This is a genomic window from Nocardia australiensis, from assembly GCF_020733705.1.
GTDB lineage: Bacteria > Actinomycetota > Actinomycetes > Mycobacteriales > Mycobacteriaceae > Nocardia > Nocardia australiensis.
The window spans coordinates 38,838-64,175 of sequence record NZ_JAJFZM010000007.1; the positions used below are offsets into that span (position 1 = coordinate 38,838).

Consider the following 25,338-nt stretch of genomic DNA (forward strand, 5'->3'; position numbering starts at 1 on the left):
GTGGCCGTGGGCCTCCGGTCCCATCCAGGATCGACCGTTGAGTTTGCCATCGGTTGGCTGGGAAACGGGGCGTACACGCTGCAGCATGGAATGGTTCTGGCTCAGGTTATCGGGAGACACACCTTTACCCACGGCGAGGCCATATCCACCGTTCGTTCGTCCGATACTCCCGTGTCTGCTGGTGGTCGAGTGTGTTCTGGTCGAGAATCCCGCGGATGACTGCGAGCGATGAGGCCGATCCTGTCGGCACGACGGTACCCGAGCCGGATGTGCCGGTGTGCCGGTCCTCGATGGGTGACGGGGATGGTGAGGATCTGCTGGCCGGATCGGTCGGTGGCCAGCTCGGGGTCGCTATTCAGCGGGGTGTGGCGGTTGGCGGGCTGACCGTGTCTTATGAAGTTCGGTATGTCGGTGGTGCGGACGGCGAGCGTTTCGCTGCGGCGCAGGCGAAAGCGATTGCGGCCCTGTTGAAGTGGCACGCGGGCTGCGCCGAGGTTGGCCGGTCCTGACTTTCGGTGAGTTGCTGGCCTGGTTGCCCATGTTTTGTGGTTCTTCGGGGGATCCGTATCAAGGGCAACCGTTTGACCTGCGCATTTCAGAATCTGGAGGAGTGGTGCGTGTCCGGTATACCCGCTGACCTGCGCAAACGCTGTCGCAGGTTGGTGCCCCCGGCAGGACACGCACAACATGGGCAACTGGAAAACGCCTGGTCATCGTGGGTAGTTATCAGGTCTGACAAAAGTGGTCAGCGTGTGTCGACCGGCCGACCGTTCCCATGTTCACAGTGCCCCCGGCGGGGCACTATAAGGATGGGACCTGCGCTGAACAGCGGTTTCCTGAGGTTCGCTGATGATCGAAGCGGGGTTCGGTTATCCGAAGTCGGATTGATCTTTATCCGCTTTGGCAACGGGCCGTCGGGCATGGGTGCGTTACGAGCTCGGGTGCACCCGACGACACTATTTCGCCGCGTCGGCATGGTTCGGCATCGCAACCGCCTCTGGAAGCGGATCCACAATGTGGGCAAACGGCTCGTACTCAGCCATCTCGAGTTCGAAGTCCGGGTCATCGCGGCGGTGAACGGGCACGCTGCGGTGCACGCGGAACAGGCGCTGCTCGCGGATGTGGTGACCTCCGCCGACGACGCCAACTAGGACGACCGGCCCCACTTGCCATCCGGTCTCGTTCCAGGCGACGGCGTCTAGGTCATCTTCCCGCTGCTGATGGGCTACAACCGAGGCCGCTACCTGCTGCTCATGGGACAGCATCTCTCCGCGGCAGAGGCACTGAACGTCGGGATCGTCAACGAAGTGCTTCCACGAGAACAGGTACTCGAGCGCGCCTATGAGATCGCTCATACATCCAACCATGTAGCCTGGCCATTCACGTGGAAGTGCCCACTGCGCCCTGGGAAAACACGTGGCTGGGCACACTCACCCCTGTCGTCGCCCCGGCTGGGAGTTCTGTGGCGGTCTGCGCGAATACAGCTTGCGGGGACGTCCAGGCTTCTCGGAATCGACCGTCACTTCGAGTTCTCTCAAGGAGACCAAGAACTCGAGATACCGGCGAGCGGTTACCCGTGAACTGTCGATCAGGTCAGCAATATCCTCTGCGGACTGCACGCCATTCTCCTCACGGAAAACCTTACGCACCAAGCTCAACCGTTTCTCGGAGAGCTCTCGGGGAATCCATTGTTTGGCTGGTGCCGACGACTCCCGCAACGCGTCGACGTCTTGCTGTGGAAGGGTGGATGTCCGGCTACACGTTGCGATCGTCACGAATTTGTTGAGTGCCTGACGGAGGCGCTCCTCGGAGAATGGCTTGACAAGATAGTCGAGGACGCCGAGTCGCATCGACTCACGGACCAGATCAGTGGACGAGTGAGCCGTGATGGCGATGACCTCGGCTTGACGTGCAGACATACGGACCTGACGGAGAAGGTCTATGCCGCTGACACCTCCGGGAAGACCATAGTCGAGTAGGAGAAGATGAGGGTCAAGTGCCGCGGCAGCCGACGATCCACTCGCGGCTGAGCGTGCTGTACCCAGCACCGTGAAACTCGGCATTGCATCGATCAATTTTGCGTATACGCGAGAAATCACAACGTCGTCCTCCACAATGAGAACACCAAACGCACTGGTCACGTTGCTCTCCTCTGGACCCTGTGGCGATGCGCCCCGCGCCTAGCCTCTGACGTGGACTGCGGCCGCGACTCGAGCCTCGCACAACCCGACGGCCAGGATAGGCTTTTGGCCAACCTTGGTGTTCACAACTTTCCGATCGTCGCCGGTCCAGCATAGCGTCGAAACACGAATCTATGAGAGGGACCGCCATGTACGTTCATCTCGGTAGCTTCACCCGTCGGATTTCGGACATCGCGCCGGACCTCGTCGTCGAGCATCGCTCCTACCTCGACGATCGCTGTGAGGCCGGCGAAATTATATGTTCGGGGCCTCGGGTTCCGTCCGTCGGTGGTCTGATCATCGTGCGCGGTACAGATGCCGCAACGGGAGTTGCACTACCCGAACTGACCCGTTTCATCCTCGTGAAACGGGTCACCAGCGATGTTGTCCATCATCAGAATCAGATCGGCCCGGCCGTTCGCTCGACGAATGATGCTCCGGCACTACGATTGATGACATGCGCTGCAGGCCGGGACGGCTTCCGATGCCAGTGAAGACGCGCGGTGTCCGACATTGAGCCAATGCCCTGAACAACAACTCGACCTCGAATTCATCGAACGAATGGCCGAGGTCGTTGACGCTGCTTCCCACAAGGACGTGAACGACACCCTCGACCTGATCGTCGATGTGGCCGCATCATTCATCAGCGACTCACTTGCAGCCACTGTGGTCGTCGTCGACGGCCACGTCTCCAGTGGGCTGCGTTTGGCCGCATGCCGTGGCCTGTCCCACGAGTATCGCCGCGCGATGGAAAGCGATCCGGATCAATTCCGAGCAAGCGCCGCCGCCCGGGCCATCCGAGCACAGAAGACGACCATGGTTGCCGATTTACAGCACGACCCGGTCTACCGGCAATGGTGGCCGTTGGCGAGGCAGGAAGGCTATCAGTCACTGTTGGCAAGTCCCATGACAGTCGGTGGATACGCAATCGCATCGCTCAATATCTACCGGAAGGTAACTGGTGAGCTCAGTAAACGGGACGTCCTACTCTTGGAAATGTTTGCCCGCGTCGCAGCAGGTGCGTTGCAGACCTCGCTACTGCTGGTTGAGCGGGATAACCAGGTCACAGCACTCGGGCATCTGGTACGTGCGTTGCAGGACCAGGCGCACGAGCACTCCAATCGACTTCAGGCAATTCGAGGACTTATTGCGATCGGGGAGAGCGACGAGGCTCTCGAATTCATCACCGAAATATCGTCGGCGGCAATATCTCTGAGATCAGAGATCGGCGTCAAAGTCGCGCACCCCACCCTGGCCGGTCTTTTGGTGGCGCTGTCCGGGATCGCATCGCAGCAAGGTATTCGGCTCGGTGTCGACGCTGACAGCAATGCCAAAGACATACCTGCTCATGTCAGCGACTCGCAGTTGGTTACGGTCGTTGGCAATCTCGTTGAGAATGCAATGGCAGCTGTCGCGGAGCAGACCGACCACCGTCGGTTCGTCGAGGTGCTGATCGCCGAGAGACCCGATCACTTCCGCATTGAGGTCCGTGATGGTGGCGACGGCTTTGCCATGTCGATCGACGAGGCTGTCGAATGGGGGGCCACCTCCAAGTCCCATCATCTTGGCGCGGGCTTGGCATTGGTCAACCGCATTGTCACATCGGCGATGGGCGTGCTCGACGTAGATCATCATGTCGGCGGCACCACCCTCACCGTGCGGATACCCACGGTGCCTCAGCATCCGTGACTCGATCGGCTAGTTGATCTCCCGTCGACGGCATACATCTTGTTGACTTCTGGCGGCCGCACATCCGAGGTAATCATTGACGCGCGAACGTTTGCCGGCGCGATGGGCTGCAGCGGTAGTGACTGGGCCCCGGCGGCAGGTCCAGCTGGACCTACCCAAAGGGCTCCAGTCAGTAGTGGCACGCGCCGCGCCCATCGCGACGCTCTCACGGGCGTGGTGACACCCAGAAGTTGGGACTTCCACGGCGGAGACTGTCGGACACGCGACTGTGTCAGCGCAACTCGGCTGACCTGACCTGCGAATCACAGTGTGGCGTCCATCATTTTTGTTCACAGCTTTTGACCACAACGGCGACGCAGAGTATGCCAGGCATCAAAATCGTGGATGCGCAACTCGGGTGTCTCCGCACCTGTCGGGTGCGGACTCAACTGATACAACCGACACAAATATATTAATCGTCTGCCCGAGTCTAAGGGCAGATAGACAAGGAGACGACCGTGGCCGATTTGTTCAGGACTCGTCTGGAAGATTACGCGCCCAAATACGAGAGCTTTCTCAAATTCACACGTAGGGGCAATGTGCTCGAGGCTCGCTTCCACACCAATGATGGACCGCTGAAGTGGGGGCTCGAGGTGCACCGCGGCATCATTCCGGCCATGCGAGACATCAACGACGATCCGGAAAACGAAGTCCTGATCATCACCGGCACCGGTGATGAATTTCTCGGCGCATTCGACCGTGAGAGCTGGGCGCAATACGGCTTCTACGACGAGTTCACCTCCTACCATGCCTACGACCTGTTCTACCGTGACCAGACGCGGGAACCGTTCGCGCTCATCGATCTCCAAATACCGGTCATCACTGCCATGAACGGCCCCAGTGTCGTCCATGCGGAACTGGCACTGCTCAACGACATCGTCATCGCGACACCCAACACCAGCTTCTACGAGGGCCACTGGGACGGTTTGAGCATAGTACCCGGCGACGGCACTCACACACTGTGGCGCGAACTGCTCGGCCCGAACCGCTACCGATACTTCCTCTACATGGGCAACACCATCACCGCGGAACAAGCACTGGACTGGGGAGTGATCGGCGAGATCGTTCCCCCCGAGCAACTCCTCGAACGTGCCTGGTATATCGCCGAGAACGTCTTCATGCCCAAGAGCCGCCTACACCGTCGCCTGGGGCGTGCTGTCACCATCCAGCACATTCGCGAAACCTGGACCCGCGAACTCTCCTTCGGGATGGCCCACGAAAGCCTCGCCTGCCACGAGAGCTGGCCGATGAATCAGGCGGGCAAAGACATCAACGATCTCGTCAAGCTCAAGCAGGACTGACCGAGTACTTTGCCCAGCACCGATAGGCCATCGGCGCACTCCCAACCAGAAAAGGACACAATGACAATTCAAGACTCGAGCAGTACGACCGTCCGCGTCGCGGTGGCTTCAGGGCCCACCTCACCCGGAAGCACGGCGGACTGGGAACTATTCTTTGCACGACGGGCCCTCGCCAAGCTCAAATCGCGTTTGGGACGGCAGAACATCATCGACCTGCTGAAGCCGGACGTCGAAGCAGCGACCGAACAGCTGGAAGAGTGGGCGAGGCTGTCGAAGGGCCAGTGGCAGCCCGCCATCACCGAACTGGAGATCTCAGGCCTCAGCGCGTCTGAGTTCTTGGCGTACTTCAACTCGATAAAGAATGATGAACCGAAGCTCTGGGCAGCAGAGCCCGAACATTTCGTCGTCGACCATATCGAGGGCGGCGATGGAGTGATCGAAAACCTCGGGCCTCACATCGCGCACATCTTCATCCATTTCACCGATGAGTCGTCCGCGGTGGTCGCCCCGTTGCCGGAGTACCCGATCCGCATGGTGGCATATGCGGACACGGCGAGTGGGACTGTCGTGGCGCGAGTCCTGCACCAGTTCCGTGACACCGGTGACGGCTTCCGGGCGAAACTGTGCATCTTCTTCCCCACAGCGGCGCCGGAGGAGTTCGTTGAGGCACATCGTCAGCATTTGGCTGTCGAGTTTACCAACTGGATCTTGCTTGCCGGTGAATCGCTCGGCCGCCCTCTCGCATCCCCAGCGCCGGTCGTCGCCGGCTCGAACTCCGCGGAGTAATCACTGACGAAGAATCAGTCAGTCGGGCAGGGAGAACTGGAGTAACGAATGATCACTGACGCATTTTTAGTCCAGCTCCCGCCGCCCTGCGTGCATGCCGTTCTCCCGCACGCACGCGGCTTCCATTTACCGGCTCCTCACTGCTTATATGTCGTGATACCCCCCGGATTAGACTTGCATCGGCAAGCGACGGCTAACTCACAAAACAGTCGTTAATCATTCATATGACCAGCCGACCTGTCCTACTAGACGCACGAGGACGACAAGAATGAAGCTTTCAGGAAAAACTTCGGTCATCACCGGCTCGGCCAGCGGAATGGAGCCTGCGGAAGCGGAGCTATTTGCGCTTGAAGGTGCGCGCGTATGCGTATGTGACGTCCAGGAACTGCAGGGAGGCGAATTGGTCGAAAGAATCAGCTCGGCGGGCGGAGACGCCAATTTTCGTCATCTGGATGTGGCAATCGAAGAAGATTGGAAGGCGCTCACGACAGACATCCAATCCCGCCGGGGGCCATATCGGCACCGCGGTCCTGGGTGGCATGCAGGTGTCACGACACGGCGACCTCGCCAATTGGATGGTGCCGGGGAAGATGGTGAAGGGTATGGGCGGTGCGATGGATCTGGTGCACGGCGCCAGTCGGTCATCGTGCTGATGGAGCACACCGACCGGGAAGGCAACCCGAAAGTCGTCGATTCCTGCACTCTGCCGCTGACCGGTCGGCGCGTGGTGAACCGGATCATCACCGACATGGCAGTCATCGATGTGGCCGGGAACGGCAAACTGATCCTGCGCGAGCTCGCCCCAGGGACCGACGCAGAACAAGTCGCAGCAGTCACTGGTGCGCCGCTGTGCTGTCCCTCGCCAGCTCGGTGAACTCCGGCACGGCCAGGGCTGAGAGCACATCATGGACGGTGCGTTCTTGGCCTATGACGGCGTCTTCTTCCTGTTCCCCACTCCGTTGGAGGTCATCGTGCGTCTTGCGCGTCAGCGTCTGTCAACACCGGACGGCCCGGTTGCCCGTGTCGTCGTCTCTGGCCCCGGGAGCAGCACGTGGTTCGACGTGCGCAGCAGTGTCCGGCGGCGTGCTGTTGGCGGAGGCGCCACAGCCGAGGCGGCCGCACGGATTGCCGCGGCTGTGGCGCCGGCGAGTATGTCGGCTGCTTTGGCGGGTGGCGAAGCGTTCCAGGATGCGGCCCGTCAGGCGATTTCCGACGCGGCCGAGGAGACCCTGGTCGAGGACCCAGTTCTGACCAATGCGTTGGATCCGGTCAGCTATCGCGATTTCATGGTGTTCGAGGAACATTTCTCGTTCGGGTACCGGTGGCAGAACAGGCCGGTACCCGAGGTCATGTACGAACTGCCGGTGTCCTATGCGGGCGACCCGTTATCGTTTCTCGGCCCCGACGACGAGATACCGTGGCCCGGCTATACACGGCGCCTTGACTACGAGCTGGAATTGGGAATCGTCATCGGCCGCACAGGGAGCGGACTCACCCCGGAAACCGCCCTGAACCACGTGCTCGGATTCACGATTCTCAACGATGTGAGTGCCCGCGACATCCAGGCACATGAGATGACCGGAGGGCTCGGGCCGTCCAAGGGAAAGCATTTCGCCTGCGTCGCAGGCCCGATCATCACCACTCTCGACGAGATCCCCACGACGGGCTTGCAGATGACTACCCGCGTCAACGGCGAGACGTGGTGTGCAGCGAGCAGCGCCGAAATGGTGTGGTCGGTGTCGGAGATCGTCGCGTGGGCTTCCCAGGGCGAGGTGCTGCGGCCGGGCGCGTTGCTGGGAACGGGGACGTGCAACGGCGGGTCGACCGTCGAACTCGACCGCTCTCTCACACCGGGTGACGTGATCGAACTCGAGATCGAAAGACTCGGCATCTTGCGCAACACCCTGGGCACTCCCGCGCGCGATTCGTGGCGGCCACCGACTCGGCCACGCCGCGCCGACGGCCGCGCGGATCGCTTGCACTTCCTACGCTGATTTTGGAGGACACCATGTTCATTGCTCTCACGACCTATACCTCCCCGCTGCCGCCCGAGGATCCGGAGCTGCCCGCTCACTGGGAGCACGTGGAAGAGTGCTATCGGCAGCAGATGCTGGTCGCGTCCGGGCCACAGGAGCCGCGCACCGGTGGGCTCATGGTGATCAGGGGGACTGATCGAGCAGCCGCGCAGGCGCTGATGGACCGTGACCCACTCGTCTCCTCGGGCCGGGTCACCTATCGCTTGATCGCGTTCACCGTGTCGCGAGCGATGGACCCGGCCCTGGTGGACACCCCGCCACAGTGAGTGGCCCCGCAACCTGATTCCTGGCCGATCGGGCCACGTACCGCGGTGCAAATATGGGCGGCGCGGACATGCCGACGCTGTGATCGCGGTAACAGACTGGTCGAGTCCCCTTCAGCCGGGGCGCAATCGCGAAGGAGTTGTTGTGGCAGAGATCTACCCGTACCCACCATGACCAATACTCGAAGGACTTCGACTCTTTCCGCAAATTCCGGCCAGAACACGGGATTCCGGCGGCTCGGCTGCACACCGATGGCGGGCAGACAGCATTCAGCGGCGACTGACCCGTTTGCTGCTGATCCAGCCGTGGCGGCGGCCGCTCACATCAAGATCCGTCCCGGAGCCGGCGGCACGAATCCCGCCTGAGCCGGGCTCCGCCCTGGAGATCGGGCGGCGCGGTGGTGCTTCGCGCACACCGCCCGACGTCTGTTCACAACTGTCCCGACCGAAGAAAGTTGTCTTTGAATGCGTGCACATCCCGGGGACGCCGACGTCGTCGGCTTCGATGAGATCAATCATTTCAACCGGTCTGACGACAGGCGAGTTCTCCTGCGATCGGCAACGATCATCAGCGTCGACCCAGCTGTCGGCAACCTGCCCCGCGGCGACATCCTCGTCGAGGGCACGAAGATCGTCGCCATTGCTCCGGATCTCAGCGATGCGGCGCGCAACGCCGACACCCTGCTAGTCGATGCGAGCGATCGGGTTGTCGTCCCCGGTTTCCAGGACACCCATCGGCACTGCTGGCAGGGTGGTGTTCGCAGGTTGCTGCCCGACGTCAGCAGTGTCGGGGAGTATCTGACCTTGTTCCATGACAAGCTCGCCCGGGTATACACCTCGCTGTCGAATTCGGAAACTGGATTACTGCGGCTGCGCAGAGCACACAGGAATGAGTAAGCCGAGGCGTCGAACCGCCCTTCCTCACGCTCGTAACCCCTTTGAGCACCGCCTTCGGCTACCCCCTGCCCGCACGGAGTGTGGTAGCCGAATGCAGGCCGAACCGCGCACCTCGGGACTGCGGGCACCTCGACACTCGCGCGGTAAGGCCCCGATCAACAACCAGCTCGTCGGCATCGCTCGGCACGCCGACGAGATCGGGCAGCTTTCCAGCCCCGATGAATATGCGAAATCTGTAGGAGAACCGTGTTTGTTTCGTTCAGCGTCACCGACTTCCTCGATCGTGCAGAAGCTGTGTACGGCAACCGAATCGGGGTGGTCGATGAGCCCGCTCAGCCCGCTGCGAGCCAGGGGGAGCTGACGTACGCCCAGGTCGCCGATCTCGCCCGGCGGCAGGCGGCCAAGCTCGACGAACTGGGCATCGGCGCTGGTGAACGCGTCGCGATTGTCAGCCACAACTCGAGTCGGTTGCTGACGTCGTTCTTCGGTGTCAGCGGCTGGGGGCGGGTCCTGGTCCCGATCAATTTCCGGCTGCGTCCCGACGAGGTGCGCTACATCGTCGAAGACTCCGGTGCCCGCGTGCTGTACGTGGATCCCGAACTTGAAGAGTCGCTCGCGGATGTGGAGTGTGAACACAAGTTCGTGCTCGGCTCCGACGCTGACCTGTACGCTGCTCCCGGATCAGTGCCGTCCCCCTGGGAGCCTGATGAATCTGCTACCGCGACAATCAATTACACCTCTGGCACCACTGCGCGCCCGAAGGGCGTGCAGATCACCCACCGCAACATCTGGGTCAATGCGGTCACCTTCGGACTGCATGTCGCCGCCAGCGATCGTGATGTGTATCTGCACACGTTGCCGATGTTCCATGCCAACGGCTGGGGGCAGCCCTTCGCGATGACCGGGGTCGGGGCACAGCACATCATCCTGCGCAAGGTCGACGGTGCCGAGATCCTGCGGCGGGTGCGAGACCACGGTGTCACGGTGATGTGCGCTGCCCCGGCGGTGGCGGCCGCGGTCCTCGAGGCTGCTCAGACGTGGGAGGGTGAGATTCCCGGTCGTGACCGGGTGCGGGTCATCATGGCCGGGGCGCCGCCGCCGACGAAAACTGTTGTGCGCGTGCAGGAGGAGCTGGGGTGGGAGTTCATCCAGATCTGCGGCCTCACCGAAACCTCCCCACTGCTGACCATCAACCGTTCGCGAACGGAATGGGACGACCTCGAACCCGAGGACAGAGCCGCGAAACTGACCCGGGCCGGCGCACCGGCACTCGGTGTCCGGCTGAGAGTCGAGGATGCCGAGGAGGGCGCGGGCGAGGTCCTGGCCCGATCGAACGTGGTGATGGAGGGCTACTGGGACAAGCCCGAGGACACCGGCGCTGCGCTGAACGACGGCTGGTTCCACACGGGCGATGGCGGTGTGATCGATGACGACGGCTACCTGACCATCGCCGACCGCAAGAAGGACGTGATCATCACCGGGGGTGAGAACGTCTCCTCGATCGAGGTCGAGGACTGCTTGTTCTCCCATCCGGCCGTGGCCGAGGTAGCGGTGATCGCTGTACCAAGCGAGAAATGGGGCGAAACCATCAAAGCCCTGGTCGTGCTCAACGCGGATACCGAGCCCGGCAGCACGACAGAATCGGAGTTGATCGGCTGGTGCAAGCAGCGGCTGGCCGGTTACAAAGCACCGACCTCTGTCGAGTTCCGTAGCGAGCTGGCGCGGACCGCGACCGGCAAGCTACAGAAGTTCAAACTGCGCACACCCTACTGGGACGGACGCGAACGCCAGATCAACTGACACCGAGCGATATCAGCGGGGAATAGCGGTCAGGACCGGAGGAAACGTGTGCACAAAATCGGGACCTGCAAATTGCGTGGGTCGCGACTGAAAATGGATGGCTGTTGCGTCAGCGATCGGTGGTTCGATCCGCATTTCGCAAGCGATATGTGTTGCGAAACTGGCGAAAATTAAACCCGGTCCGTCAGATGCAATTAGGGACGTGTACCGGCATCGATCTCGAAAATATCCGATAGTGGGCTGCGTCGGCACGCGCGGCGTTCCACGGAACTCGACTCACACCCTCTGCTGGCGTGGACTCTGTTCGGCGGGCGAACACAGGAGTGCTCAATGGGGGCTTTCGGCATCAAAATCATCTACGACCACAACACTCGGCACGTCACCATCCATGCCACACTGACGCCGGAAACACTGCGGGCATTACCCAAGCCACCGCCGCCCTGGTTGCCTGCGATTCCGATGCTGAACCCCCGGGGACGGCACTCGAACCGTCAGCGGCGAACGGTAGCGCCGTGCAACGCAACGCTGCCCCCAATGCGGCAGCAGTTGCCCATGTTGTGCGTTGCCTCGGCGGGGCACCACAAGGATGGGACCGGCGCTGAACAGCGGTTTTCATGGGGGACATTGACGATTGAAGCGGGATTCGGCTATCCGAAGCCGGATTAGTTTCTCCTTGTCGGCAGTACGTGAATCCTTCACATGCTGCCGACAGCTGTGTCGATTCCTACTGCCCGCCTGACCTGGGCGCTGACGTCTCGCCGCAGTCTTTCTCGGATTGTGTTGAGCGTTCATCGAGCGGCGGGATGGAGATCTCGTCGCCCGTGGATCCCTCCGCCCGCTCCGAGCTATGGAATATCCGTCGATGAGGTCGACAACGATTCGCACACGGGTCGACGATCTTGGCGCGAGTGATGCGGCTGGTGTGGTCGATTTCCACCCGGTGCACGATCGTGCCGCGCTAGCCCTCCATGATGCCCACGCCGCTGCTGGCGCTTCCAGGGATGGTCTCCTTGACGGTGGCGTTGATCCGCAGCAGTTGTTCGCGGATGCGTTGGGCGTGGGCGTTGGCCAGTCCGAATCCGACATCGTTGACCAGCGCGCCGAGGTCGGCGGCGTGGTTGTAGAGCCGTTCCAGTGCCCACCAGCAGCGCGCGCAGCCGGTGGACGTCGTCGAGGACTTCCGCGCCGAGGATTTCTTCGATCGCGAGGCTGTGGGCGAGTGCGTTGGCGGCGGAAGTGTCGCCGCTGATGCGTTCGGCGAGATCGACCGCGCCGGTGGTGGGGGCGGCCGTGGAATTGGCGTTCGATGCCGCGGTGGACGTACCAGAGGCGGGCCTCGAGCCGGACCACGACCGGTCGGTAACTGCGGATGGCGGACGGCTGTCCTGTTGGGGCAGGGCTCCGGCGTTTTCGTTTTCAGGCCGCTGATCTGCTGATTCGATGGCCGTAAAGCATGTGGGCGCCACGGTCGCGGCTGAAGGCGGTGGTCCGGCATGCCTCGGCGATGTTGTCCGCGCCGTGGAGTCGATGCAGGCCCATCGAGGTGTTGCGGAGGGCGGCCATGACCTGTGGGGCCGCTCCGGTTCGCACGGTCGAGCGGTCGTCATCCCAGGTGACATCGCGCACGTAGTGGATGCAATTCTCAATCCCCCGGTGTCCTCGCAACCATTGGGCAAGCAGCCGTGGCGGGGCCTGCTCGAAGGGCAGGCTGCAGATCGCGTAGACGATTTCGACGCTGCGTTTACCGGTGGAGACCACGACTCGCTCGCGGGTGATCTCGATGATCTCCTCGCATACGGGAATCCGATGCCACGCGGGACGGTCAGCACCTTCAACAGGCGCGTCTCTATGCGTCCATGCGAAGCCTTTGGATCCGCATCACGGTGCACCACAGGCACTTTCGACCACGGCTGATTTCTGATCCGCGCGAGCAAACCGGGTTGATTGTCCTTGGCGACCATCAGATAGTGCGACTTCAGCGTCCCGCAGATCAGCTTGGCCGTGGCGACCTGGGTGTGCATCGCGTCCACCGTGACCAGCAGCGTTGTCATGCCCAGCGCGCGCAGCAACGCACGGACCGCGGGGATCTCATTGCTCTTGGCGGCCACCGGCGATGCGGGCTCCCCGAACCGTTTCCCGTCCAGGGCCACCGCGATCACCTCGCCGTGCCCGACCACACCCGCCGCCAACGACGCGAAATATTCGCCCAGGCGACGGTCCAGGTCGGCGGCGTCGAGCCTGGCGAACAGGGTGCGGAAGGTCTTCTCGCTCGGTCGCCTCGACCCCAGGCCGAGCTCCGTCAGAATCTGCTCCGGGGCCGTGCGAACCCAGGTCGCGATCCCCGCGAACGAGCGCATCCCGGCAGCGGTGGCCAGAATCGCCACCGCCAGAAGCAACCACAACGGATACCGTCTCCCACGTCGATCACGCGGGTCGGGCACCTCACGGAGTGTATCGAGCAAACCGGCCCGCGAACGGATCGTCCAACACGACGATTCGCTGACCCGAGACCTCCACGACCGCAGGAACAGGGGATACTGCAACAACGGGCACGGGCGACACTCCGAGAACGGGACTGGCGTAGAGAACCTTCATCGTCCTCGTGTCGCCCGCACCCGCCCTACATTCCAAAAGTGGTGTCGCTGCGGTGATTTCACTCACGGAGTTCACACAGCGCATTCCCCTCGGCGAATTTCCAGGCGAAATCAATCCGCCCTCTTCGATATTCTGGAACACGTTCCTTCCCATATGCGAGGAACCATGATTCATGGTTTCTACTCGGGTGTATGTCTTGCGATCTCGGAAAGTCTGCCGAGCGGGCCGTCGACGACAGACCGAGGAGTAAATGGAATAAATCGGACAAAATCACCAACGAGGGTGTCCGGTGGCGGCGCATGCGGGTGTGGCGGGTTGTCGGTGAGGTTGCCTCGGTGGCGGGGGTGTTGATGCTGGTGGCTGGGGCGGCTGCCGCGGACCCGCCAACCTCCGGTCCGGATCTGGGTCCGCCGGGCGGATACCACGCTCCTGCCGAGGGCGCTGGTGTTGCTGCCCTGCCGGTCATCACCGGGATCGAGCCGATCACCGACCGGTGGCTGCGGGTGTTCGTGCGGTCACCGGCGATGAACCGGATCGTGCAGGTGCAGGTGCTGCTGCCCGCCGATCGCGGTCGGCCGCGGTCGACGCTGTACCTGCTCGACGGACGTGGTGCCCCGGAGCGCGAAAGCAGTTGGACCGAGCACGGGCATGCGGTGGAGTTCTTCGCCGACAAGAACGTCAACGTCGTGCTGGCCACCGGTGGCCCGGCCAACCTCTACACCGACTGGCAGCGCCGCGACCCGGTGCTGGGCACCAACAAGTGGGAAACCTTCCTCACTCGCGAGTTGCCCCCGTTGATCGACGCACGCTTCGACGGCAACGGCCGCAACGCCATCGAAGGGGTGTCGATGGGGGGCGAGGCCGCGATGATGCTCACGGTTCGCAACCCGGGTCTGTATCGGGCGGTCGCAGCACACAGCGGCTGCTACACCGTCGCTTCCGGGGCCGGTCAGGCCCAGGCCCGCGCGATCGTGGAAACCTACGGCGGCAACCCGGACAACATGTTCGGCCCCCCGACCGACCCGGACTGGCTCGCCCACGACGTCATGTCTCATGCCGAAGCGTTGCGCGGGACCGCGATCTACCTATCAAGCGGCAGCGGCATCCCTGGCGAACACGACACCCCCGACCAGACCGACCTCACCGACACCCTCACCGTCGGCGGACCGCTCGAAGCAGGCGCTTACGCCTGCGCGGTCGCCCTCGCCGACCGGCTGGCGCGACTGCAGATCCCTGCGGCGGTGAACCTGCGCCACACCGGCACCCACTCCTGGCCGTACTGGGCCGACGAACTGACCCGATCCTGGCCGACCATTGCCTACGCACTCAGCACCGACAACTGACACCGGTAACTGGCACGAAGAGCCTGCCCGCGCCGCCGCCGCGCATGAAGCGTCCAGGTAAATGAGCAATTCGAAAGACGAGAACACTGTATGACGATCCCACCATCTCTACACAGCCGGATCGAACACCCGCGGGTGGCGAAGAATAAAGCCCTGCTGTGAAGCAGAACTCCGAGCACGAATATTCGGTGAGCTCACGGCTCTCGGTACACCATTCCCTGGAGTATCGAACTCGGCTGATACACCCGAACGAACCCGACCCGCTGTGCTGCATCAACCACGAACTTTCTCGCGTAGCCCGTTTTCGGCACTGCTACACGCGATCGCTGAGCATATTCCACGATCAATCGACGAGGCAATCTCGGCAGCTGATCCGCCACCAGTTCCGAAGCAGGTTGTAGATGGCGAACTCGGCTTCCGCATCCCTCCGGGCCGCTTGCCACGCACTTGACAACGGGCTCCGCAAGGCCGCACGGAAAAGTCAGGCAACGTATCGCTCGACCGGTGCCGAGTTGCGGTCCCTGGCCGGTCGGCTACGGCATGTCGATGCCCGATCGGCGCTGAAGATCGGTGCCGTAGCTGCTGCGGTCGGAACGGGTCTTGTCGTCCTTCATGGCGATGAGAAGGAGGAGTATGCGGTACCTCCTCGTAAAGGAACCGCCGAGGATGCGAAACGGGTTAACAAGTGGTGGGACTCGCTTTCTTCCGCTGAGCAGGAAGAGCTTCTGGATAAGGAACCCGAGCGGATCGGCAATCTCAACGGCATCCCGGTAGCGGTCCGCAGCGAGGCGAACAAACGCGTCATGAATGCCGATATCCAGCGGGTCGAACGAATTGCCGACGCCAAGGGCGTATCGGCCGAGGTGATCGAAAGGGATCCGGAGAAGTACGGCCTGACGGCCGACGACATAACGCGATACCACAACGCGAAGAACGTCCGAGCCGGTCTGCAGGCCTACGAAGGCCCCGACCAGGCCGACGACGGCAAGTATCCACCCGCCCCGTACAAGACCTACCTGTACGCGTACCAGCCGCTCGCATTCGGCGGAAAGGGCAGGGCCGCAATCAGTATCGGCGACCCGGACACCGCATCCAACACCGCTGTGGTTGTGCCGGGAGCGAGTCAGAGCGTGCGAGCCAGCGATGCATCGGACAAAGGCTACTTCGATGTCCAACGCGACCAAGCGCTGAACCTGTATACCCAATCGAACAGGGCCGACCCGGACAACCCCACGGCGGTCGTCGCCTGGATGGGCTACGACGACCCGGCCGACGGGTTGAAGGCGGTGCTGGACGGTGACCCCACCGCCGAACGTAAAGGCGGAAATCTGCTGGCCGAGGACGTCGACGGGCTACGAGCGACGCACCAGGGACCACGTTCGCACCTGACTGCGGTAGGATACTCTGCCGGTGCCATGGTCGTGTCCGACGCAGCGGCAGCGAGTCGATTGCAGGCCGACGACGTAGTGCTGCTCGGGCCGATCAATGCTGACGAGGCGCGTAATGTGTCCGACTTCCACATGGGTGATCGCGGAAACGTGTATGTCGGTGAGGCATCCAACGATCTGAACGCCCATGGGGGGCATCTGATTTCGAATCTCGTATCGGGTGGTTCCGATCCCCTCGATCCGGATTTCGGAGCGACTCGTATCAAAGCGGAAGCGCCGGACACCGCGCCGTACTCCTCGCCGATCGGCTATAGCGGACAGGCCCATTTGCACTACTTCACCGCTGGCAGCGAGTCCTTGTATTCCACCGCCCTGATCACGTCCGGTAACGCCGACCGCCTGGGGCAGGAGGGAATGAAGGCCGATCAGATCGATGAGCGCCCATTCTGGCCGGACGACGATCCCGAAGCGGACCGGTCGGGCGTGCGAGACGATCACTATCACTCGCCCGAGTAGTCACGCGGCGCCGAGATCTGTTCGGCTCGTCGATATTTCAATTCCGTCGCGGTAGGTCTCCAGCAGCCGCAACCAAAGTTCGCTGACGGTGGAGAAGGTCGGTTCCGCAGGGCAGAGCCGGGCCGAGTGGCACACCCACGATTGCGATGGAGACCGAACGTGAGTCTCCTGCAGTGGTTGTCAACGGTCCTGGGGCGATGGCTCAGGCACAAAATTGGTGGCGCACTGACAGTTTGGAGCCTGGCGAGTGGTAGATGGACCGAGGTCTCGGGCAACCGGGTCGCCCGGCAGAGCTGTCGCACGGTCAGAGCGTGCGGAGGTCGAGGTTCGACAGTGCGCCAAGGGCATGGACGAGCGCGTCTCGTTCTACGCAGGTATGGCCCGCAAACCATAAGGACGTTCTTACGCATGAAGTGCATGTAGTAGCCAGCTGTCGTGTGCGGAAACCCGATGCTGCACAGGGTTTCTCGCATTGGACGCGAGGCCGTCCACATCAGGTGTCCCCGTTTTGTCTGGATCGCGCCCGGCGAAACGTGACAATTGATGGTACGGGCAGCCGCACTCGACCTCGCAAGTGCCCTGCCTGCCGGGGCGCGCTGCCGCGCGATGCTCACCCTCGACGCCGCTACTGTTCCCCTGCGTGCGTGGCTCACGCCTATCGCGCCCGCAAGAGATCCGCCACGGTATTCGAGCGCATGAGGGCCGTTGGGCTGGGTGGCATGACCGGTGAAAAGCCGGAGGCCGGCATCGTCTGCCCCGGCTGTGGCGGGCGAATCTACCCCGGAGGCCGCCTCTTGCGCGCTGATGCCAGGCACTGTTCGGCGCGTTGCCGCCAACGCGACTATCGCCGCCGCCAACGCGAAAAAGTTCTCGATCATGACGCACAGCCGTCACCGGGTGACGCTTAACGTCATGACCAGGTCGACCCTATCTGTGGTTGCCTCTTCAATCAGCGACGTTGACCACGCCGCCATCAAAGCGGTCGGCGCACGCAGATCCGGCCGACCGCGACCACGGTGGGGGCTGTTGCACGGATAAGTGTCACGATGTCACTTCTAGGTGCAGCAGGCTCATTGCTGGGTCGCGGTCATCAGGTGCTTGTCGGGTGGAGCCGTCTGCCCGGCGACGGCCGAGCGGGAGCGGCAGGGTGCCGACGAGGTCCCAGATGACCGGTGGCGTCAACTGGTTCGGAGAACCTCGATCTGGGCCGGTTCCGGCAGAGCGCGAGGGCGCTCGTCGGTATACCAGGCGTACTCGATGCCACTGAGCCACCCGTTCTCGACCCACAAGATGACTTCGCCGACCGGTGATCCGTTCCGGTCGGTGACCGCGCCATTGGCGAAGATCCCATCGGCGGAGCCGGCTGCCTGCGTGGCCCCCGGCCGCACAACCAGATCGACGCTGGGTGACCCGACGCCCCACGTCGCGACGACCTGCGAATACGGGACCTGCGTGCGGAACTCGTCAGCGCCCGCACGGCCGGTGGGCAGCAGTGTGGTGACGACATCGGATTCGAGGTCGGTCAGCGGTCGTGGCTGAATAGGTGTGGTGCTCATCGATCTCCTCGGATCTTTCGCTGTGTCAGGGAATGTAGGCAGTGCCGATTTTGAACACACCGTCGATCATCGCGCCGCGAATATGAACGGTCGGTCTCACCGTTGATGGTTCGTAGAGGACTGCGTCGTTGTCGGCGAGCGCGATGCGCGTGTGTAGTTCGGTGATTTGTTGGTCGAGTTCGGTGTCGCTGAGCATCCCTATGGCGTCGAGTGTGGGTTCGGGGGTGGTTTCAGGGAAGGGGTGGGCGGTGATCCATGCTTTGATTTTGGCGCGGGCGACGGGTTGGCTGGCGCGCCAGTCTCGGCGCAGGATGGCGCGTAGTTCGTCGGGTGTGTGGGTGGTGGCGAGATGGTCGCAGCGTGCGGGGATGTCGTGGCGGGGTCGTGGTCGGGGATGCCGGGTTCGTTGTCGTCGCGGCAGTCGCTACAGAGCCCGTCGTCGGGGCGCAAAGGGCGGGGCCGGAATACGGGGGTGTCTCGATCCGGGCGTTCGATACCGCAGGCCACACAGCTCAACCCGCGTGTGCGGGGCCGCGCGGCACGGTCGTAGTCGAGTGCGTAGTACTTCTCGCGGGCGTCGGGAAGAACTTCGCGGTAATACTGGTGGATGACGCCGTCGGGGATGACGCTCTTGGCGTCACCGGAGTCGTTAGTGTCGTGGACTGCTTCACTGATGTCGGCACGGGTGTGGTGTCGCGGTGGGTGTGGTCGGTGTCGAGGGCGGCGGGTTCGAGTTCCAGGCGCGACCAGAGTGCGGCGGCGGGCATCTCGTCCGGCAACGGGCCGGTGGTGGTGGCGGTGGTGAAACTCGGTGGCGAGCTCACCGAGGCGCACGATGATCGACAGACGATCAACAGTCTCGAACTGCCGCGCAGGCAACTAGGGGGACGGACTGGCAGAGTCTCGCAATCAACTGTCGCGAGTTCGAGGTGCCCAACCGGACGGTTTCCGGGCTCGCTGTCCGGAGGCGTAGCGGGTCCAGTCGGCCGCAGCGTGGGCAGCGGCGCGGGTAGTTGTCTTGTAGTGGTAGCCGAGGGCGTCTGCGACGACGGGTGCGGGTAGTTCGAGGACATGCTGGTGCAGCGCGCCGACACGGCCGGCGGTGCTGGGAATGCCGAGGGCTTTGACCAGTGCCCCGAGGGTTTCGGGGTGGATCGGCTGACCGGCCCGGCGGCCCGAGGCCACCAGCACCGCTGGGAGCACACCTGCATGTCATCCGGTTCCGAGTGGCGAGCCCGATATACGCGGAAGTCAGGACTTACTGCGTGCGAAGAAAATCGCTTGCTGAGCTTTCGCATCCGGGTCGAGCAACATCTGTGCCTCGACCACGAATCCGGCATCGCGCAGCCAGGATGCCACCTGGTCAGGCTGACGGCAGTGGACATGGACCTTCATCGGGTAACCGCCATAGCCCTCCGTCTTCAACCGCGACTCGTCGCCGACGTGAAACAGGAGCTGCAGCAGTCCGCCGGGACGCAATGCTCGGTGGAAGTGCCCGAACACAGTCGGCACCTCGTCGTCGGGGATGTGGATCAACGACTGCCAGGCGAGCAGGCCTGCCACCGAAGCGACGGGGAGGTCCAGGTCCGTCATCGAGCCCACCTCGAACCGCAGGCCGGGGTGGTCGCGCCGGGCCACGTCGATCATCCCCGGGGAGAGGTCGACACCGAAGGCGTCGACACCGAGCTCATGCAGGTGGGCGGTGACTTCGCCGGGGCCGCAGCCGACGTCCGCGACCGGCCCGCCGCCAGCGACCTGCACGCTGTCGGCGAACAACGCCAGAGCCGCGCGCAGGTACTGGTGTCCGGCGAGGGCGCCGCGCACTTGGTCGGCATAGCTGACCGCGACCGTGTCATAAGAGGTTCGGGTGTCGGCCAACCAGTCATCCGTGGTCATGACCGGCATGATATTCCATGATCACGACCTCGTGGACAGCCGACGCAGAGAGACCGATCATCGGCCCTCTGCCACGTTTCCGCAGCCGCAATGCAGGAGAGCACATCATGCCGCTGACCACCGGGGTTCCGGACTGGCAGGGTCTCGTAATCAACGGTCGCGAGTTCGAGGTGTCCAGCCGGATGGTTTTCGAGCCCGTGGGCCGGAGGCGTAGCGAGACCAGTCGGTTGAGGCGCGGGTAGTTGTCTTGTGGTGGTAGCCGAGGGCGTCGGCGACGACGGGTGCGGGTAGTTCGAGGACATGCTGGTGCAGCGCGCCGACGCGGCCGGCGGTGCTTGGGATGCCGAGGGCTTTGATCAGTGCCCCGAGTGTTTCGGGGTGGATCGGCTGACCGGCGCGGCGGCCCGGGAACAACCAGCGGGCCTCGCGGTTGGTGGCGGTATTCATGTTGGTGCGCTGGTCGATCCAGGACAGCAGCAACTCCGCGACCGGGCCGGGGACCGGTGACGGTGGGTCACCGAGCCGAAGTCGAACGGTGTCGCTGTCGGCGATCACGTCGTCGAGGGTGAGCCGGACGATGCGGCTGACTGGCTGGGCGTAGAGCAACACGATCGCCGCCGCGACGCGGGACCGCAGCGGCTGGTCAGGCTCGGTGAGCAGTCGGCCGAGCAGGTCGATCCTCTGCTGTTGCGGCATCGGTGTTGCCGGGCCGATCACGACGGTGGGAAGCCGGAATCGGCGGGTGAGCTTGTTGGCGATGCACCAGTGCAGAAACCCTCGGATCGAGGTGCGGGCGTGGACATTGTGTTCGACATGCCAGGCATCGATGTCGGCCTGTCCGCAGTCGGCCAGCTCGAGGTCGTGTTCGGCGAGCCAGCCGAGGAACTGTGTCGCCTGGGTGATCTGGTCGCTGAAGCCCCGCCTGCTGCTGACGGTGAGTGGATTGCGTTCAGCTCGTGCCCGCAGCCGGGGCGCAACGTCCCAGGCGGCGAACCGCTTGATCAAGCGGGCATGCTCCGGATCGGTGACGCTGGCCAGATGCCTGATCGTCCAGCGTTCGAACGCGCAGATCTGCTTGTCGACCTGGGGCAGGATGCCGCAGGCCATAAGCAGTTCCTCCAGGTGCGCGGCTGCGCGCCAGGGCGCAAGGGTGTGGAATGCCTCGTGGGTCAGCGCAATCTCGCCGCGGCCGAGTTCGGCCAGCAAATCCGCAGGCGCGCGGTCGCGGCCCTTGCGGTGTTTGAGCCAGCACAGCCCTGACAGCGGCGAACTCATTGTCAGCAGGTGCGCGGCGAGCGGGGCGAGTTCGGTTCGGACCCGGCCGGTGTCGTCGCTGAGCAGATCGGTGAGTTCGTCGGCGAAGGTGCAGCGCGTGCAGAGGCGTCGACCGTGGAGTTTGCCTTCGTGCCCGCAGCGCGAACAGTGGTAGGAGACCGCGAATCCGGCGCAGTCAGCGCAGATCGGTGCGTGGTCGACCGGGCGCAGTCCCGGCAGTGGCCGGTTGTCGCCGCAGCCGGGGCAACGTCCGCGGACTCGCAGCGCCCGGTCGTGGCAGGTGCGGCAGACCTTGCCATCGGGCCAGGTCGCGGCGAAGCAGCCGAACCGGCCGCATCGAGCGCAGTGTGCCTTGTGCCAGCGCTCATACTGGTCGGCGGTCCGATAAGACGGGCTCACGCGTCCGGCAGGATCCGGGCGGCGCGTGGCCGCAGCTTCGCGACGTTGGCCGCGATCGGGCCGGGCAGGTCGTCGGTGGCGGTGCGGCTGACCCCGGCGTTCTCGGCGGTGGTGGCGACCAGGTCGGCGGGGGTGCAGCCGAGAATGTCGCAGAGCGCCGAAAGTACTTGCAGGGAAAGCCGTTCCGGTGTTCCCGAGACCAGGCGGTGAACTTGGGAGGCGGACAGGTTGATGCCGCGCTCGTGCAGCAACGGGACCAGTTCGGTGGCGTTGAACTTGCCGCGTGTGGCCATCAGCTCACGCAGGCGCCAGGTGTAGCCGACGGTTCGTTTCATGCGTTCATCCCCTTCCGGGAGTCCAAGGCGGCGGCGATGGTGGCGTCGAGTTGTCGGCGCAGGGTCCGGGTGCGGAAATCCGAGGACACACAGGTGTAGATCGAGGTCGTGGAGGCGTGCTCGTGGCCGACTTGTTCCTGCACGAACCGAGGATCCCAGCCGTCCTCGATCAGATGCGTGACATATGAGCGCCGCAGACTGTGCAGGTCCAGGCCGGTGTCCAGGCCGAGTGCGTCCCGGTAGGCGGCGAAACGGGAGTTCAGCCGCTGGCAGCCGATCCGCAGTCCGCGCTCGGACGGCCAGGCCGCCGGGTTGCCGTCGACACCGAACAACGGACGGATCTCGGTGAACCATTCTTCGAGCACTTCGGGGGTCCAGTCCCAGACCGTCAGCACGCCCCGGCGTTTCGGTGGTGAACCCTTCTTCGCTTTGCCGTAGCGGACCTGGCAGCGACCGAACTGGCCGAACTCGCGTGCGTGTGGGTTGGCGCCGAAGTCGGCTGCGTCGAGCATCCGGATCTCGTTGCGCCGCAACCCGAACGCGTACGCGGTCTTGAACAATGTCGCGTCCCGGAACGCGGGCAGCCAGCCTTTGCGGCCGAACGCGTGGATCCGCGCGACCTGGCTGTCGGCGTGCTCGAAGAACGCGTGCAGCTCGGCTTTTGTGAACGCCCGCTTCTTCGGGTCGGACTCGGTGTCCTGGGCGTGGACCGCGGTGTTCCACTCGTGCACGATCTGGATCGGGTGGGTGCCGAACCGGGTCTCGCAGGTCGCCGGCCACTCGTAGAGCGGATCGGTGATGAAGTGGCAGAACGACCGGATCGCCTCGGAGTAAGACCGGATCGTCGATCGCTTCAGATCACGCAGGGACCGCAGGTCGCCGAGCCATTCGTCGATCATCGCCGGGGCCCACTGCCACGGGAAGGTGTTGACGTAGGCGGTGAATGCTCTCACCGTGTTCTCCCGGCCCTCCACGGTCGTTCTGGCCAGGTTCCGGGCGAGCTGCTGGTTGGCGAACCCCGCCAGCATCGCCTCGAACACCTGCTCCTCCGGACGTAGCAACGACACACCGTCGACCAGGTGCAAACGTGCACCACCCGGCACCGAACCGCCGAAACCCGCCAAACCGGCCACCTCCGTCGATCGCATCAGATGCGAGAAAATCGCATCGTATGCGAGTCGGTATGGAATCCGCAGGTAGTTGCGTCAGACCAGGCACACGACGTCTCTCATCGGCGCTATCCTCGGCGGTGCCGACGTGCCGAACTTCGCTGGCGGAGACCACGTTCGCCGTCTTGAGGCATTCGATACTCATACCGTCGCGGGTTCGCATCCAATGCAATTGGCGGCGCTTGGAACATTCGGGAGAAAAGTCACGGTAAGGAGTTACCGCAGATAGTGACGTACTGTGTGCGGCAACTAAGGAGTCGTCCTGGTGCTTTAGGCCGTTCACGCGGGGCCGACTCGGGAAACTACCTTCGATAGCTGGCTAACTGAATTTCGCGACGGCAGAGGATACCGGAATAGCGCCGGAGACCAGTTCGAGTGTCGTGCCGAAGGTCTGCTCGGCGGGCAGTATCTCCGCGAGAACAGCGGCGACGTCCGCGCGCGGAATGCTGCCGTACGGCAGCGGCGGCAGGCCGAGGGTGACCAAGCCGTTGCCAGGAGTATCCAAGAGACGGCCGGGCCGCAGGATCGTCCAGTCCAGATCGCGGGCGCGTAGATCGTCTTCGGCCTGGCTCTTGGCATCGATGTAGGCCGCCCAGACCGCGTCGGTGCCCGCCGCGGGTGGACTACCGGCGCCCATGGTGGAGATCTGCACGAAGCGCCGCAGGCCGACCTGCGCGCCGGCGTCTGCCAGCAGTACCGAGCCACCCTTGTCCATGGTGTATTTTCGCTCGGCGGTGCTGCCGGGTCCCGCTCCCGCGGCGAAAACCGCAGTGTCGTAACCCTGTATGGCCGCGGCAACATCGGCGGCGGTGGCGTGTTCCAGGTCGAGCACAACGGGCTGGGCGCCGGTGGCGGTGATATCGCCGGCCTGGCCGGGACTACGGATCAGGCTGGCGACCTCGACGCCACGGGTGGTGAGCAACTCGGCGAGCAGCAGCGCGATCTTTCCGTGTCCGCCTGCGATGACGACGCGCATTGGTGATCCTTTCCGGTCGGTCCCGAGGTAGGTGGCTGGGGGTGGTGTGCGAGAGCGGATCAGCGTTCGGGTCCGCCGGGGTTGCAGCTGGCCTGGACGGTGGCCTGATGACCGACGGCCGGGCGCCAGGGTTCCAGGTTCCAGCTCGGTTTATTGGGCGAGACGAGACGGGCCCAGTCCCAATGGCAGATGAACTGGTCGCGCATGCCGGGGGAGTCGGCGTCCGCGGATTGGCCGAGGACCTCTTGCCATGCCCGCTCGTCGGATCCGGGGAAGGTGGTTTGGCGTCCGGCTTCGGTCGGGAAGACGAGCAGTCGCGCCCCATCGACCCCTTCGGTCCACTCGACATGATCGACGAGTGTCAGACCGGCATAGGGATCTACGGTGGGCGCGGCGGCGAGCGGAGTGGGTGCCTGTGCGACCGTGGCGGTGGTTGTGGTCGTAACGGGCGCCGTGGTCTCCTCCGGTGCCGACGGGGCCGATCCGCATCCGGTCAGCGCGGGCAGCGCCGCGCATAGCAGGATCGCCGCGCCGGACTTCGTCGACGACACCGGATTCCACCGCACTGATACTCCTCCCGCTCGGTTCTCGCCATCCGAGCGTAGTCACCTCCCAGCCGCCGCGATGGTTCGACGGGTCACTGTGAATGTTCGAAGTCGTGTTCAGTACCGACGTGCGGGTTCGGTTCTGACCGAAGAAGACTTCGATCATCAGCGTGTCTCGAACTCTGGTTCAGTAGCGTGCTTTCGCTCGTACTCGACTTCCGCAAGGAAGGGCTAGTCGAGGCGGGTGGCGGTGACGGCCCACACCGGTAGTGCACCCGGTTGTTTTTCAGCAGTGGTGCAGCAGTCCCCTTTGCCAGTCGATGGGCTGGACATGTCACAGGGCCTGCGCCGAAT

Annotated in this window: 23 protein-coding genes and 5 pseudogenes; 14 read left to right on the forward strand and 14 right to left on the reverse strand. The window is 63.6% G+C overall.

Going from position 1 to position 25,338, the window contains the following annotated elements; translation table 11 throughout:
• The first annotated feature begins 215 nt into the window (after positions 1–215).
• Positions 216–509: a hypothetical protein gene (locus LKE06_RS24650; RefSeq protein WP_228001754.1), complete on the forward strand. Its 294-nt coding sequence runs from the start codon at positions 216–218 to the stop codon at positions 507–509.
• Between the two features lie 447 nt (positions 510–956).
• Here the strand turns inward: LKE06_RS24650 and LKE06_RS24655 are convergent, their stop codons facing one another.
• Entirely contained in the window at positions 957–1,355 is a 399-nt protein-coding gene (locus tag LKE06_RS24655; protein ID WP_228001865.1) for a hypothetical protein, read from the reverse strand.
• Here LKE06_RS24655 and LKE06_RS33335 point away from each other — a divergent pair.
• Positions 1,254–1,580, forward strand: a complete 327-nt coding sequence (locus LKE06_RS33335) for a hypothetical protein (protein WP_372477427.1) — start codon at positions 1,254–1,256, stop codon at positions 1,578–1,580. The two genes, LKE06_RS24655 and LKE06_RS33335, sit on opposite strands and share 102 nt — an antisense overlap.
• Here the strand turns inward: LKE06_RS33335 and LKE06_RS32710 are convergent.
• A pseudogene (locus tag LKE06_RS32710) lies at positions 1,491–2,141 on the reverse strand (response regulator); the annotation flags it as partial. The gene LKE06_RS33335 and the pseudogene LKE06_RS32710 sit on opposite strands and share 90 nt — an antisense overlap.
• A gap of 552 nt (positions 2,142–2,693) precedes the next feature.
• On the opposite strand from LKE06_RS32710, the gene LKE06_RS24670 reads away from it, so the two are divergent.
• From LKE06_RS24670 to LKE06_RS24715, 10 genes and pseudogenes are all read left to right on the forward strand, one after another.
• Positions 2,694–3,869 (forward strand): GAF domain-containing protein, encoded by a 1,176-nt coding sequence (locus LKE06_RS24670; protein ID WP_228001755.1) that lies wholly within the window; start codon positions 2,694–2,696, stop codon positions 3,867–3,869.
• A gap of 497 nt (positions 3,870–4,366) precedes the next feature.
• Entirely contained in the window at positions 4,367–5,209 is an 843-nt protein-coding gene (locus LKE06_RS24675; protein ID WP_228001756.1) for an enoyl-CoA hydratase/isomerase family protein, read from the forward strand.
• A gap of 60 nt (positions 5,210–5,269) precedes the next feature.
• Positions 5,270–5,995, forward strand: coding sequence for a hypothetical protein (locus LKE06_RS24680; RefSeq protein WP_228001757.1), 726 nt, complete (start codon positions 5,270–5,272; stop codon positions 5,993–5,995).
• Between the two features lie 316 nt (positions 5,996–6,311).
• Positions 6,312–6,446, forward strand: a pseudogene (locus tag LKE06_RS33340) (hypothetical protein); the annotation flags it as partial.
• Positions 6,447–6,501: 55 nt separating this feature from the next.
• A pseudogene (locus LKE06_RS24690) lies at positions 6,502–6,869 on the forward strand (CoA-transferase); the annotation flags it as partial.
• A gap of 31 nt (positions 6,870–6,900) precedes the next feature.
• Complete coding sequence (locus LKE06_RS24695; protein WP_228001758.1) at positions 6,901–7,989, forward strand: fumarylacetoacetate hydrolase family protein; 1,089 nt, start codon at positions 6,901–6,903, stop codon at positions 7,987–7,989.
• 14 nt (positions 7,990–8,003) lie between these two features.
• Positions 8,004–8,297, forward strand: a complete 294-nt coding sequence (locus tag LKE06_RS24700; protein ID WP_228001759.1) for a YciI family protein — start codon at positions 8,004–8,006, stop codon at positions 8,295–8,297.
• A 462-nt stretch (positions 8,298–8,759) separates the two neighbouring features.
• Entirely contained in the window at positions 8,760–9,191 is a 432-nt protein-coding gene (locus tag LKE06_RS24705) for an amidohydrolase family protein (protein WP_228001760.1), read from the forward strand.
• A 246-nt stretch (positions 9,192–9,437) separates the two neighbouring features.
• Positions 9,438–10,991: an AMP-binding protein gene (locus tag LKE06_RS24710; RefSeq protein ID WP_228001761.1), complete on the forward strand. Its 1,554-nt coding sequence runs from the start codon at positions 9,438–9,440 to the stop codon at positions 10,989–10,991.
• Between the two features lie 330 nt (positions 10,992–11,321).
• The gene (locus tag LKE06_RS24715; RefSeq protein WP_228001762.1) at positions 11,322–11,657 is read left to right on the forward strand and encodes a hypothetical protein; all 336 of its coding nucleotides are present in this window, start codon (positions 11,322–11,324) and stop codon (positions 11,655–11,657) included.
• Positions 11,658–12,003: 346 nt separating this feature from the next.
• Here LKE06_RS24715 and LKE06_RS24720 read toward each other — a convergent pair.
• Positions 12,004–12,341: pseudogene (locus LKE06_RS24720) on the reverse strand (formate hydrogenase); the annotation flags it as partial.
• 66 nt (positions 12,342–12,407) lie between these two features.
• Positions 12,408–13,544, reverse strand: a pseudogene (locus LKE06_RS24725) (ISAs1 family transposase).
• Between the two features lie 341 nt (positions 13,545–13,885).
• On the opposite strand from LKE06_RS24725, the gene LKE06_RS24730 reads away from it, so the two are divergent.
• Together LKE06_RS24730 and LKE06_RS24735 are read left to right on the forward strand one after the other, a co-directional pair.
• Positions 13,886–14,929: an alpha/beta hydrolase gene (locus tag LKE06_RS24730; RefSeq protein WP_228001859.1), complete on the forward strand. Its 1,044-nt coding sequence runs from the start codon at positions 13,886–13,888 to the stop codon at positions 14,927–14,929.
• Positions 14,930–15,330: 401 nt separating this feature from the next.
• A complete protein-coding gene (locus LKE06_RS24735) occupies positions 15,331–16,833 on the forward strand; it encodes an alpha/beta hydrolase (protein WP_228001763.1) in 1,503 nt (500 codons plus the stop codon).
• 1,178 nt (positions 16,834–18,011) lie between these two features.
• Here the strand turns inward: LKE06_RS24735 and LKE06_RS24740 are convergent.
• The 10 genes from LKE06_RS24740 to LKE06_RS24785 all read right to left on the reverse strand — a co-directional run bounded on the left by LKE06_RS24740 (position 18,012) and on the right by LKE06_RS24785 (position 25,005).
• Positions 18,012–18,389 (reverse strand): hypothetical protein, encoded by a 378-nt coding sequence (locus LKE06_RS24740; RefSeq protein WP_228001764.1) that lies wholly within the window; start codon positions 18,387–18,389, stop codon positions 18,012–18,014.
• A 25-nt stretch (positions 18,390–18,414) separates the two neighbouring features.
• Complete coding sequence (locus tag LKE06_RS24745; protein WP_228001765.1) at positions 18,415–18,585, reverse strand: hypothetical protein; 171 nt, start codon at positions 18,583–18,585, stop codon at positions 18,415–18,417.
• A gap of 316 nt (positions 18,586–18,901) precedes the next feature.
• Positions 18,902–19,213, reverse strand: coding sequence for a hypothetical protein (locus LKE06_RS24750; RefSeq protein WP_228001766.1), 312 nt, complete (start codon positions 19,211–19,213; stop codon positions 18,902–18,904).
• A gap of 85 nt (positions 19,214–19,298) precedes the next feature.
• Positions 19,299–19,592, reverse strand: coding sequence for a hypothetical protein (locus LKE06_RS24755; protein WP_067470349.1), 294 nt, complete (start codon positions 19,590–19,592; stop codon positions 19,299–19,301).
• Positions 19,593–19,640: 48 nt separating this feature from the next.
• Positions 19,641–20,285 carry a class I SAM-dependent DNA methyltransferase gene (locus tag LKE06_RS24760; protein ID WP_228001767.1) on the reverse strand — a complete coding sequence of 215 codons (645 nt, stop codon included), beginning with the start codon at positions 20,283–20,285 and terminating at the stop codon, positions 19,641–19,643.
• A gap of 150 nt (positions 20,286–20,435) precedes the next feature.
• A complete protein-coding gene (locus tag LKE06_RS24765) occupies positions 20,436–21,959 on the reverse strand; it encodes a site-specific integrase (protein ID WP_228001768.1) in 1,524 nt (507 codons plus the stop codon).
• Positions 21,956–22,294: a helix-turn-helix domain-containing protein gene (locus tag LKE06_RS24770; RefSeq protein WP_228001769.1), complete on the reverse strand. Its 339-nt coding sequence runs from the start codon at positions 22,292–22,294 to the stop codon at positions 21,956–21,958. The genes LKE06_RS24765 and LKE06_RS24770 overlap by 4 nt, the downstream gene beginning before the upstream one ends.
• Positions 22,291–23,442, reverse strand: coding sequence for a tyrosine-type recombinase/integrase (locus LKE06_RS24775; RefSeq protein ID WP_228001770.1), 1,152 nt, complete (start codon positions 23,440–23,442; stop codon positions 22,291–22,293). Before LKE06_RS24775 ends, LKE06_RS24770 begins: the two co-directional genes overlap by 4 nt.
• Positions 23,443–23,782: 340 nt before the next feature.
• A complete protein-coding gene (locus LKE06_RS24780) occupies positions 23,783–24,439 on the reverse strand; it encodes an NAD(P)H-binding protein (RefSeq protein ID WP_228001771.1) in 657 nt (218 codons plus the stop codon).
• A gap of 59 nt (positions 24,440–24,498) precedes the next feature.
• Positions 24,499–25,005 carry a DUF2599 domain-containing protein gene (locus LKE06_RS24785; RefSeq protein ID WP_228001772.1) on the reverse strand — a complete coding sequence of 169 codons (507 nt, stop codon included), beginning with the start codon at positions 25,003–25,005 and terminating at the stop codon, positions 24,499–24,501.
• Between the last annotated feature and the right edge of the window lie 333 nt (positions 25,006–25,338).